The sequence below is a fragment of the Nonomuraea sp. NPDC050404 genome (assembly GCF_040655495.1).
Lineage (GTDB): Bacteria > Actinomycetota > Actinomycetes > Streptosporangiales > Streptosporangiaceae > Nonomuraea.
On the sequence record NZ_JBFAKB010000043.1, the window covers coordinates 1 to 12,976 of the forward strand.

Genomic DNA, 12,976 nt, shown 5'->3' on the forward strand with positions numbered 1-12,976 from the left:
CGATCCGCTTCCGCGGGGTGGGCGGCGGTCTCCGGCTCGATCGTCTTCTCGGCCAGGCCGAGGCTGTTGAACGTGGTCCAGACGGTGTTGCCGCGGCCGTCCGTGGACCGGGTCAGCGAGCCCGTGATGTCGTACCCGTACGTCGTCTTGATCGACTTGCCGTCGGTGACGGGTTCGGTCAGCTCGGTCAGCAGGCCCGTCGCGTCGTACGCGCTGCTGATGGTGTGGCCCTCGGGCGTGGTCTCGGTCGTCTCGTTGCCGTCGGCGTCGTAGCCGTAGCGGGTGGTACGCAACTCCTTGCCGGTGTCGTCGGTCTCCGCGACCGCGGTCCGCCGGCCGGCCAGGTCGTACTCGCTGAGCGTGGAGTTGTTCAGCGCGTTGGTGACCTTGGTCGAGCGGCCGGCCAGGTCGTACTCGTAGGAGGTGGCGTTGCCGGCCGGGTCGGTCTCCTTGGTGATCTCGCCGGCCGCGTTCACCTCCCACGACGTGGTGCGGCCCTGCGGCCCGATCTCCTTGGTCCGCGCCCCGGCGTCGTTGTACTCCAGCGTCGTGATGAACGCCTCGGTCGCCGGCTTGCGCTCCAGCACCGTGCTGGTGATCGGCCGGCCCAGGTCGTCGTAGGTGTTCTGCGTCCGGGCCCCGGTCGGGTCCACGGCCGCGAGCAGTTCGCCGGCCTCGTCGTACTCGTAGACCCACTGTCCGGCGGGCTTGCCGGTGACGGCGGGCTCGGTGACGCGGACCCGGTTGCCGAGCGCGTCGTACTCGGTGCTCCAAGTAGAACCGCGCTCGTCGGTGTACTTGGTCACCTGGCCGGCCGGGTTGTAGTCGAAGGTCTCGGTCGGGGTGAGCGTCTGACCGCCCGGCTGCTTGTACGCGAACCCGGTGACCGACTTCAGCCGGCCCAGCCGGTCATAGGCCGAGGTCGTGACGTCGCCCGCCTCGTCGGCCTCGTGGGTACGGTTGCCGGCGTTGTCGTAGCCGAAGCGCGCGGAGGGTCGCTCGACCTTGGGCTCCGCGCCGTACACCTCGGTCTTGACCTCGGGCGCCTTCACCTCCACCAGCCGGCCCGCCAGGTCGTAGCGGGCGTGCGCGGTGAAGTCCTCCGCGTCGGCGCCCGGCACGTTGCCGCGCGGGTCGGTCTGCGCCACGGCCAGGCCGCGCTCGTCGACCTTCCAGCTCGTGGTCAGGTCCTGGTCGCCGTTCTCCACGGTGCGCCGGGTCGGCACGTCGTCGTCGTTGTAGACGTACTCGATGCTCTCCGCGCGGCCGGTCTTGGCGGCCGTCCTGGTGACCTTGGTGACGTTGTCGTTGGCGTCGTACACGTAGGCGTTCCTGCGGGCCAGGCCCGCGGGGTCGAAGGTCTCCGACGTCGCCCGGCCGGCCGCGTCGACCTCGTAGTCCACCCGCTCGACGCCGCCCCCGCCGTCCACCCGGACCACGTTGCCGGCCGGGTCGTAGGTGTTGGACTCCAGCACCACGTCCCTGGGGGTGGCCGCGCCGTTCACCTTGACGTCGTCGGCGATCACCTGCGCCGGCAGGTTGTCGGCGTAGTAGGTGTAGGAGGTCTTGCGGCCCATCGCGTCCGCCCTGGCGGCCAGCCGACCGGCCGGGTCGTAGGAGCGCGACTCCAGCAGGACGTCCTTGGCCGGTTGCGGGGACACCGGGCTGCCGGTCCAGCCCTTCAGCGTGGTGGTCGCCAGCTCACCTCGCGCCGTGTACCCGTACTCGACGCGGTTGCCCAGCTCGTTCACCATGCTGCCCTGGTCGCCCAGCGCGTTGTGGGTGTAGGAGACCTTGCCGCCCTCGGGCCCGGTCACCGTCTCGACCCGCCCGTGGCCGTCGTAGGTGTAGACGACCTCGCGTGCCGGGTCGCCGCCGGTCAGGTCGGAGGCGGTCTCGGTCAGCGTGTTGCCGTCCAGGTCGTAGGTGTACTTCACCTCCGAGGTGTGGGTGACCCCGGTGACCTCGTTCTTGATCCCCGGCCCCTTGTGGGTGAGCACCTGGCTCGCGGCGTCGTAGGTGAACGACGTGGTCACGCCGTCCGGGTGGGCCGAGGAGATCTCGGTCTTGGTCTTTACCCGGCCGATCTCGTCGCGCGTGAACTTGGTGGTCAGCCCGGCGGGCGTCTCCGTCCGCGCGAGGTCACCGGCGGCGGTGTACTGGTAGGTGGTCTCCTTGCCTCTGTAGTTGGACTCCGACTTCACCAGGCCGGCCGGAGTCGTGCCGCCGCCGACCGCGGGCTCGGTGCCGTCGGTGTAGGTGGTGGTGGTCTTGCGGCCCTGCGGGAAGTCGCTGGTCGGCGGGACGGTCTTGGAGGTCGCCTCGCCATGGGAGTTGAACGCCCACGTCGTGGCGTACCGCTCGTCGTCGGCCTTGGCCGACCGCCCGTCACGCTGCGTGATCAGCTGGTCGTTGCGCGGGTCGAAGAGGTCGTCGACCTTGAGGTAGTAGTCGAAGTACTCGGTGGCGCAGGTGCCGGCGTCGCGGCAGGTCTTCTTGGCGATCACGTTGCCGCGTACGTCCCAGAACAGCTCGGCGCCGTTGTTGTTCCTGTCCAGAACCTTGGTGAGGAAGCCGCCGACGTCGTAGCTGTAGCGGGTCAGATGGCCGAGTTGGTCGGCACGCGACACGGTACGGTAGCCCCGCATCGGGTCGTCGGCATAGCGAAGCGTCTTGCCGTTCGGGTCCGTCACCGTGGTGGCGGCCACCCGCAGCGTGCTCGACTCCACGGTGTAGGCCGGCTCCGACAACTTCCACTGGCCGCCGTTGCCGTCGGTGTGAGTGGTCAGGCGCCCGCCGTCGGCAGCGTAGGCGTTCTCGGCCCACACCCGGCCGGAAGGCTGTACGACCTTGGTGAGCTGCGGCTGCGCCAGCCTGGCCGCGTAGTGGGTGCGGACCAGGTTCAGGCCCATGGGCTTGTCGTACAGCGCCACTTCGTCGATCTCGCCGGCGAACGGGAACGCCGCCGTGGTCGTGGTCGTGGCCGGCCAGGACGCCGAGGCGAAGCCGTGCCCGACCCGGGTCTCCCACTGATCTTTGTGGTCGATCAACCCCAGGAGATCGCCGGGCTGGCCGCTGCCGCCGGGCTGCTCGGTGAGGGTGCCGACGAGCTGCCCGTCGAGGAAGAGCGTCTGGGTGCCCTCCGCCCCGGACAGCACGACGTGGTGCCAGTTCCCGTCATTGACCGGGGCGGCCGAGGTGATGGGCTCCGGTTTGCCGGCGTAGAACCCGCCCCGCAGCTTGCCGTCGGTGCCCACATAGACCACGGGGGTGAAGGAGGTGGGCGTGTTCGTGGCCGAGTTCTGGTAGCCGATGACCGTGCCAGAGCCGGTCGTCCTGAACCAGGCTTCGAGCGCGAGGTTGCCGCCGCGCCCGCTGATCCTCGCCGAGGGCAGCGAGACGTACGTCGAGTTGACGCCGCCCTTGAAACGCATGGCGGTGTCCGTGGAGCCGCCGAGCGCGCCGGGCACCCCGGTCGCCAGGTCGCCGCCGGGGCCCGAGACCTTGGCGTCGTCGGTGCCGCCGTTCCAGGCCGCCGCGCTGGCGACCTTGGTGCCGATGGCCGTACCGCTCTCTCCCAGCCGCCAGTAGCTGGTGGGCTTGGAGTCCAGGACGATGTTGCGGTAGCGGGAGGCGTCGGTGTAGCCGTAGGTCGTACAGGCCGTGGTGGAGTCCGGCGGGCAGGCCTTGACCAGCTTGTCGCCGTCGTAGTGGTAGGTCCATCTGATCGGCGAGCCGTCCACCGGGTCGGTCGACACACTCGTCACATGGTTGCCGGTCCAGGTGAAGGTCAGCGACCTGCCACCGGTCGCGGTGGCCTTGGCCAGCTTCCCGTCGTCACCGTAGGACAGCTCCTGGGTACGGTTGCGGCTGTCCGAGAGCCTCGACAGCCGGCCGTCGGCGTCGAACCAGTACGAGGTGGACGACTTGTCCATCAACCGCCAGCCGCCATCGACCTTGGCCATGGTGGCGTGCGTACCGGCCGGGGGAGCGTACGTGCCGTCGCCCTTGGCCGCGAAGCGCACCTGCCGGCCGTCTGGGTAGGTCACCAGCACCGTCGCGGTCTGCGGCTCGTTCTCCAGCCGCATGTCCCAGCGGGTCGTCCAGCCCGTGCCGAACGCCTGGTCGGTACGCGGGTCGAGGCTGTTGTACGTACGCGTCACGGCCAGCGGCACACCCGCCACCGGCACCGCGAGATCGGTGGCCGTGTGCGTGTAGTTGCCCGACGCGTGGTTGAACTCGCGGCCGTCGGTGCCGAAGGTGAGCAGCGAGTTGATCGTGCCCTGCTCGGGCGTGGCGGTGAAGGCCCGCCACGACGAGGTGACGGTGCCGCCGTTCGCGGTCGCGGAGGCGTACCAGTAGTACGTCTCCCCCCACTTCAGCTTGCCGGGCGGAACCTTGTAGTGGTTGGCCGTGCCCCACTCCTTGGACGCCTCACACCACGTCCAGTTGGGCCGCGTTCCCGCGCACACCTGGAACCAGTACTTGACCTGGGCCTCGTTCGGCGGCTGCGCGTGCGCCGACACGGTGGGGGTCAGCGTGCCGACCTGGCTGTTGTTGTCGGGCGTGAAGGTCTTGAACGGCAGCGCGCCCACCTTCGCCGACACCCAGTCCGACCAGGCGCTCTCGACACCGCTGGTGGTCACGGCGCGCACGCGCCACCGGATCGCCCAGCCGTCCTGCAACTTGCCTGCCGGCACCGCCATCCAGGCCCTGGTGCCGGAGGTGTAGGAGGTCGTGGCCGTGCCCGCGTAGATCTGCCCCGTGCCCTGCTCGACCGCCTCGGGATCGTGCTCCACCTCGATACCCAGGTAGGAGGGCCGGTTCTGCGGGTCGGTGACCTTGGCGTAGAGCCAGGGCGTGAGCGAGCCCGCGGTCCACGAGGCGGTCCAGCGCGTGGCGGGGCTCATGCCCACGTCCTCCACGGACGGCCGTTTCAGGTCCACCTTGGCGCTCTGCCAGTCGGTCCACGGGCCGTTGGCGCCCGTGGTGGTGCTGCCGCGCACCCGCCAGCGGATCCGCCAGCCGTCCCGCAGCTTGCCGGCCGGCACCTGCGACCAGGCGTGGGAACCGGAGGTGTACGAGGTCGTCGCGGTCGCGCTGTGGATGAGGCCCGTGCCCTGGGAGGTCGCGCCGGGGTCGTGCTCGATTTCCACACCCAGGTACGAGGCCCGGTTGTCGGGGTCGGTCACCTTGGCGTACAACCACGGCGTCACGGACGCCACCGTCCATGATCCGTCGCCCGCGGTGGCCGGGGTCATGCCCGCCGCGGCGGCGGCCGGCTTGGTGATGTCCACCTTGGAGGTCTGCCAGTCGGACCAGGCGCCGAAGGTGCCGGCGGTGGACCGGCCGCGTACGCGCCAGCGGATCTGCCAGCCGTCCTGCAGCTTGCCCGTTGGCACCTGGATCCAGGCGTTGGAGCCTGAGGCGTAGGAGGTGCTCGCCACGGCGGACCAGATCATGCCGGTGCCCTGGCCAGGTGCCGAGGGATCGTGTTCAACCTCGGCGGCGAGGTAGGACGCGGCGCCGGCCGGGTCGGTCACCTTCATGTAGAGGGAGGGCGTGAGAGAGGACAACGTCCATCGGTCGGTGCCTCGGGTGGCGGGTAAGGCGCCCAGTCCGGTACCGGCCGGCTTGCCGACCTCGACCTTCCCTGTCTGCCACTCCGACCACGGCCCAGTCACGCTGCCGGTGCCGTAAGTCTTTGCCCGCACCCGCCAGCGAACCAGCCACCCATCCTTCAGCTTTCCGGCCGACACAGGGTCGGTGGCCGCCCGCTGCCCGGAGTTATAGGTGACGCCTACCGCGCTCGAATCGGACCAGATCAGCCCGGAACCTTGGCTCGGCGCGGACGGATCATGCTCGACCTCCGCGACCAGTACCATCGCGCGATCCTGACGATCGTCCACGATCGCCCTGAAGGTCGGTGTCGTGCTGGAGAACGTCCACACGCCCGAACTCAGCGTCCCGGACGCCGACATGTTCGACACCGTCGGCTTGGTGGTATCGATTCTCGCCGTTCGCCACTCCGACCACGGGCCATCAACGCCATCGCCCTTTTCACGGGCCCGCACCCGCCAGCGGACCAGCCACCCGTCCTGTAACTTCCCGGCCGACACCGCAGTGGTCGTGGCCTTGTCCCCCGAGTAGTACTCGACGTTGTAAGCAGTCGAAGTCGTGGCGATCAGCCCAGAACCCTGACCCACCGCAGAAGGATCATGCTCGATCTCCGCATCCAGGGACAGCGAGTCATTCTTTGCGTAGCTCACCGTCGCCGAGAAGGTAGGCGTCGTCGTAGAGAACGCCCACAAGTCCGAGCTCAGCGTCCCGGACGCCGACATGTTCGACACCGTCGGCTTGGAGGTGTCGATCCTTGCCGTCTGCCACCCCGACCACGGGCCATCCACCGCGTTCTCACCGGATGCCTCGGCCCGCACCCGCCAGCGAACCAGCCACCCATCCTGCAGCTTCCCGGCCGACACCGGAGTGGTCGTGGCCTTGTCCCCCGAGTAGTGGTCGCTGTTGTAAGGGGTCGAGGTCCAATCGATCAGCCCGGTGCCCTGGTTCGGTACGGACGGGTCATGGTGGATCTCCGCCCTCATGGACAGCCGACGTTCACCCAGGTCCTTCAACCGTGCCGTGAAGGTCGGCGTCGTGGTCGAGAACGCCCATAAGCCAGAGCTGAGCGTTCCAGAGGCCGACTCCTCCGACACCGTCGGCTTGGTGGTCTCCACCTTCCCGGCCTGCCACTGAGACCACGGTCCGGCGACACCGTTGCCGGAAGCCTTGGCTCGCACCCGCCAGCGGATCTGCCACCCGTCCTGCAACTTCCCTTTCGACACGGTAGATGTGGTCGCCCGCTGCCCCGAGTAGGAGTACCCATTGAAGAAACTCGAACCCGACCAGATCAGCCCAGAACCCTGACCCGCCGCAGAAGGATCGTGCTCGACCTCCGCTTCCAAGTACATCTGCCGATCGTCCGGATCGGTCACCACGGCGGAGAAGTACGGCTCCGTATCGCCGAACCACCACAACCCATCGCCATATCCTCCGGAAGAGGACAGCGCGGACACCGTCGGCTTGTGCGTGTCGATCTTCCCGGCCTGCCACTCCGACCACGGTCCGGCAAGACCGTTGCCGGCAATCTGGGCTCGCACCCGCCAGCGGATCAGCCACCCGTCCTGCAACTTCCCTTCCGTCACAGGAATAGTGGTCGCCCGCTGCCCCGAGTAGGACCACCCGTTGAGGAAACTCGAACCCGACCAGATCAGCCCAGAACCCTGACCCGCCGCAGAGGGATCATGTTCGATCTCCGCTTCCAAGGTCAGGTGGGGGTTGCCTTCCGAGTACCGCACCCTGGCCGAGAAGGTCGGCGTCGCATCGGAGAACGTCCACAGACCGGATCCCTGCGTCCCCGACGCCTTCACGTCCGACACCGTCGGCTTGGGGGTGTCGATCTTTCCTGCCTGCCAGCCCGACCAGGCGCCCGCCGAACTGCCGGCCAACCCCCGCACCCGCCAGCGAATCGACCATCCGTCCTGCAACTTGCCCGACGGCACATTCGGGCTGTAAACCCGCGACCCCGACGACACATGGGTGGTCTGCTCGCCCGCCCAGATCAGCCCGGTCCCCTGCCCTGTCGCGGCCGGGTCGTGCTCGATTTCGACCCCGAGCCGCACCCCGCCGCCGTCCGGATCAGTGACCACCGCCGAGAAATACGGGGCCGTGCCGGAGAAGGTCCATGTGCCGGAGTCGAGCTTTCCCGAGGAGGACAACGAGGACACGGTGGGCGCCGCCGCGGCAATATGCGCGGCACCGGAAACCCGAGTTATGGACTTTTTCACGGGCGGCGCGGGGATCTGCCCGGCGGCCGGTTTCACCATGGGCGGCCGGTCAGCCTTTTCACTTTCCGCAGCCGGATTATCGCTCTTCGGCAGCGGCGGCGGCTTCTTCAGCCCGCCGGTCGCCGGCTCGTCCGTCAACTCAAAGCGCTTCTCGGGAGCCAATGAGCCCTTGGGCCGTTCACCCTTCTCGGGTACGGCAGCCCCATCCGGACCCGCGTCGGACCGCGTGACCTCGGACTTCACCTGATGCGGCAGGCTCTTCGCGGTGCCCCACTGCTGCACCGGCAGTTCCGGCGCGACGGTGACGGCGTTGGCGGCCACCGGAAGCCCGGTTAACTGGAGCAACCCGGGAAGCAATACCACCACTAATACAGTGGCCAGCCGAATTAACCATCGCGACGGACCGATATTGCCCATGCCAAAGCGACACGAATCCATACGACCACCCTCCGCACGCCCATGAAAAAGGCGGAAAAGCTCCGACACCGCGGACTGTGCCCTCAGGCGCCCGGAGAAAGATCTAGTCCAAACGATCAGAAAATTATCAGCAGATGTTCAGTTTTCCTAGTGTGATCTGGATCACAGCCGCCATTTAGATGAAATGTAGATCGGCGCGAAGTTTAAAAAGAAGAGCTATTGAATTTGTGGCCCGCTCATCACTTTCGGTGTGGTCCCGCGCGGCGGCGGCAGGAAGATCGCCGTGCGGGGCGCGACCGATCCGCCCGCCCATCCGGTCCGGGCGATCCTGCCTGGCCGGAAGGAGGTTCCGCGTTGCTACCCGCCAGTAGTTTTTGCGGATGAGCGGCATAGGGCCAGAATCCCCTCATGGCATCCTTCGCACCGCTCCGGCCCGGAGATCCACAGCGACTGGGGGGTCTCGAACTCCTCGGTCGCCTCGGTGAGGGTGGTCAAGGCGTCGTCTACCTGGGCAAGGACCACGCGGGCGGCAACGTGGCCGTCAAGTGGCTGCGCCCCGACCTGTCGGGCGACCAGGTGAGCGTGGAGCGGTTCCTGCGTGAGGTCCAGGTCGCCCAGCAGGTGGCGCCGTTCTGCACCGCCGCCGTCCTCGGCACAGGCGTCGAACTGGACCGGCCGTACATCGTCAGCGAGTTCATCGAAGGCCCCTCTCTTCAGCGGGTGGTGCAGGAGGAGGGGCCGCGCACCGGCTCCGTCCTGCACCGGCTGGCCATCGGCACCGCCACGGCGCTGGCCGCCATCCATCAGGCCGGCATCGTGCACCGCGACTTCAAGCCGGCCAACGTGATCATCGGGGCCGACGGACCGCGGGTGATCGACTTCGGCATCGCGCGGGCGCTGAACGCCACCTCCACGATCAGCGGCACGGTGGTGGGGACGCCGTCGTACATGCCGCCCGAGCAGATCATGGGACACACCGTCGGGCCGGCCGCGGACATGTTCGCCTGGGCCAGCGCGATGGTCTTCGCCGCCTCGGGGCGGGCGCCGTTCGGCAGCGACACGATGCCCGCGGTGATCAACCGGGTCCTCAACCAGCAGCCCGACCTGGGCGCGCTCGGTGAGGGTCCGCTGCGTGACGTGGTGGTCGCGTGCCTGTCCAAGGATCCGGCGCAGCGGCCCACGGCGGACCAGGTGATGATGCGGCTGCTGCAGCAGCCGGGGGCGGGTTCCGGCATGCTGGCGCAGGGCGCCGCCGAGGCCGGCCGCGCACGCCCCTTCGCGCCCCCGGGCCCGCCACTCGCCCCCGGCCCGCCGTCGGGCCCCGGTTCCGGTCCCCCATCCGGCCCCGGTTCCGGGCCTCTGTCGGGGCCTGGGTCCGGGCACGGGCCCTACTCCGGCCCCGTCCCGCACCCGGCCTCCGGCCCGTACTCGCAGGGCATGCCGCACGGAGCCACGTGGCAGCAGAGCCAGGGCATGTACCCGCACCCGCCGCGCAAGAGCGGCAAGGGCCCGCTGATCGCCGGCATCACGGTGGCGGTCGCGCTGCTGATGCTCGCCGGTGTGATCGTGATCGTCCAGCTCGACAAGTCCTCCGTCGCCGTAGACAACGACCGGACGTCGTCGCCCAGCCGGGCCACGACCCAGCCGCCGACGCCGAGCCAGGCGGCCGTGCCGCGTACCGGCACCAGGCGGACGCTGCCCGGCGGGCAGATCTCCCACTACGAGGACCCGGACGACGCCATCCTCCTGACCTCCTACGAGGTCCTGGACAAGAAGAAGGACGACTGGATCGACTACTCCAGGCAATCGCTGAAGGGCACCTTCAAGAAGTACGCCGAGAACTGGGAGACCCAGACCTCCCCCGACGGCCGCTACATGGCCGCCAGAGGCAGGAGCTACAGCTCCGACAACTACGACTTCATCGTCCTGACCGACCTGCGGACGAACGAGCGCACGACGCTCAAGACCGTCAAGAAACCGCTGATCAGCAGCATCAGGAGATGGTCGAAAGACAGCTCGAAGATCCTGCTGAACATCGAGAAGAAGAGCGGCGACGACTGGATCTACCTCGGCTTCGTGCTCATCGACGTGACAGGCAAGCAGGCCGAGGTGGTCAACGTGGACGACACCTCGATCCGAGGGACCGCCTTCGGCCTGGACGGTGAGGAGCAGGGCGCGGTCAACATGTACGGCGATGAGAAGAACGTCGGCCTGCGCTTCTTCGACGCCCAGGGCGAGGCCACACACTCCCTGCCGGGCGTCGGCACACTACCTGCCGGCACGCGGAACATGTTCTCGCCCTCGGGCGAGGAGTTCGTCACCAACTGCCCCAACGGCGGCGACGGCGACCACTGCATCTGGGATGTCAGCTCGGGTGAGCGCGTGAAGAAGTTCTCCTCCGACTGCGACAAGGTGCTCGGCTTCTACGACAACGACCATCTCTACTGCTGGGAACAGGACAACGGCACCAACGACGAGGTCCAGGTGGTCGACTTCAACGGGAAGCTGCTGCGCAAGCTGCTGGAAGTGCCGGAGAATCTCGACTTCAGCCCGGCCTTCACCGTCAATCCGTCCAGAGGCTCCTGAACCATCGCGCGCACGCAGCCGTGATGAAGGGCATGAACACGTTGATCCGCAGGATCGTGGCCGCCGCGACGCTCGCGGCGGCCACGACCGCCTGCACCTCTTCGACGGGAGGCGCCCCGACCGAGCCGTCGAAGACCAGCCTCGGCGCCATCCGCCTGGTGGCCTACAGCAGCTGCGACGACCTGCTCGCCGGGCTGCGCGCGAAGGCCGCCGAGAACGTCACCGCGTACGGCTTCGGCGGCTACATGACGTTCGCCAGGATGGATGCCGACAGTTCGGCCGAGAAGGCCGTGGCGGCCACTCCCGAGCACTCCACGACCAACGTGCACGAAGCCGGCGTGGACGAGCCCGACCTGGTCAAGACGGACGGCAACCGGGTCATCACGGTCGCGGACAACACCCTGCGGATCATCGACACGGCCACCAAGAAGGTCACCTCGTCACTCAAACTCACCGACGACAGCGAAGGTGACAGCGACGGTGACGGTGACAGGGTCGGCCCCGGCCTCCCCGCCGACCTGCTGGTCTCCGGCGACCGGGCGCTGGTGCTGATGCGCGGCGGCGGCATCATGTACAAGAGCGCCGGCCCGCCCGCCGACACCCGGTACGTGCTGGTCGACCTGGCGGGCGAGCCCAAGGTGCTGAGCACGATCAGGCCGCAGGGCTCGTACGTGGATGCCAGGATGGTCGGCTCCACGGTCCGGCTCGTCACCCGCAGCCAGCCCGACATCACCTTCCCCCAGCCCCAGGGCGAGGTCCCGGAGGCCGAGCGGATCAAGCAGAACCAGGCCGCGATCCGGCAGGCCCCCGCGGACGCCTGGCTGCCCAAGATCGAGATCACGGACGCGTCGGGCACGGTCACGAAGAAGTCGGTCGCGTGCGAGCGGGTCAGCCACCCCGCCGACTACACCGGCACCTCGATGCTGACCGTGCACACCATCGACCTGGCGCAGGGGGTCACCGCGGCGGGCACCGACCCGATCAGCCTGGCCGCCGACGGCGACATCGTCTACGGCACCGGCCAGAGCCTGTACGTGGCCAGCAACGCGCGCTGGTGGTCCCCGCCGGTGATACGCCCGCTCCCGGTCGAAGAGACGCCGCCCGCCACCAGCCCCGCGGCGGCTCCGGCGGAGGAGCCGACCCCCACCGACCCCACGGTGAGCGCACCTCAGGAGCCGAGCCCGCGCCCGACCCCCACCGTCCCGCCGGAGGAGACGGAGATCCACAGGTTCGACATCACCTCGCCCGGCGCGCCCTCCTACGTGGCCTCGGGCAAGGTCTCGGGACGCCTGCTGAACCAGTACTCCCTGTCGGAGCACGACGGTCACCTCCGCGTCGCCACCACCGACAACTCCACCGACGACAAGACCAGTTCCAGCTCCATCCACGTGCTCAAGTCCGACACCCTGGCCACGACCGGCCAGGTCGGCGGTCTCGGCAAGGGTGAGCGCATCTACTCGGTCAGGTTCATCGGCCCGGTCGGCTACTGCGTCACCTTCCGCCAGGTGGACCCGCTGTACACGCTCGACCTGGCCGACCCGGCGGCGCCCAAGGTGACGGGCGAGCTGAAGATCACCGGCTACTCGGCGTACCTGCACCCCGCGGGCGACGGCCGGCTCATCGGCATCGGCCAGGAGGCCAGCGAGAAGGGCAGGACGCTGGGCACGCAGGTCTCGTTGTTCGACGTCAGCGACCCGGCGGCCCCGCGCCGGTTGTCGCAGCTGTTCCAGAAGGAGTCGGGCTCGGGGGCCGAGTGGGACCCGCACGCGTTCCTGTACTGGCAGAAGACCGGGCTGTCGGTGATCCCGCTCACCAAGCAGGACGAGTCGGGCGCGCTCGTGCTCAAGATCGATGACGCCGGGGTGAAGAAGCTCGGCATGATCAAGCATCCGTCGCAGCGCCAGGAGGGCGGCTACACCTACGAGCCGGGCATCCAGCGTTCGATGGTCATCGGCGACTCGTTGTGGACGCTCTCGTACGAGGGCGTGCAGGTCAACGACGCCACGACGCTCGCCTCACAATCCTGGATCCCGCTCCGTTAAGCAACCAGAAGGTGCCGGTTTGTAGCGAACCGGCACCTTTTTTTGTGGACTTATACCGACAAATGGTGAAAGCTTTACTTACACCTT

General features: G+C 68.4%; 4 protein-coding genes. 3 read left to right on the forward strand and 1 reads right to left on the reverse strand.

From position 1 onward, the window contains the following. Positions 1–7,706: DUF6531 domain-containing protein (locus AB0I81_RS58570; RefSeq protein WP_360678123.1), on the reverse strand; the 7,706-nt coding region annotated here is incomplete at its 3' end. Here AB0I81_RS58570 and AB0I81_RS58575 point away from each other — a divergent pair. The 3 genes from AB0I81_RS58575 to AB0I81_RS58585 all read left to right on the forward strand — a co-directional run bounded on the left by AB0I81_RS58575 (position 7,699) and on the right by AB0I81_RS58585 (position 12,889). After that, entirely contained in the window at positions 7,699–8,091 is a 393-nt protein-coding gene (locus AB0I81_RS58575; RefSeq protein WP_360678125.1) for a hypothetical protein, read from the forward strand. The two genes, AB0I81_RS58570 and AB0I81_RS58575, sit on opposite strands and share 8 nt — an antisense overlap. 578 nt (positions 8,092–8,669) lie before the next feature. Then, complete coding sequence (locus tag AB0I81_RS58580; RefSeq protein WP_360678127.1) at positions 8,670–10,847, forward strand: serine/threonine-protein kinase; 2,178 nt, start codon at positions 8,670–8,672, stop codon at positions 10,845–10,847. 32 nt (positions 10,848–10,879) lie between these two features. After that, positions 10,880–12,889, forward strand: a complete 2,010-nt coding sequence (locus AB0I81_RS58585) for a beta-propeller domain-containing protein (protein WP_360678129.1) — start codon at positions 10,880–10,882, stop codon at positions 12,887–12,889. The last annotated feature ends 87 nt before the right edge of the window (positions 12,890–12,976 follow it).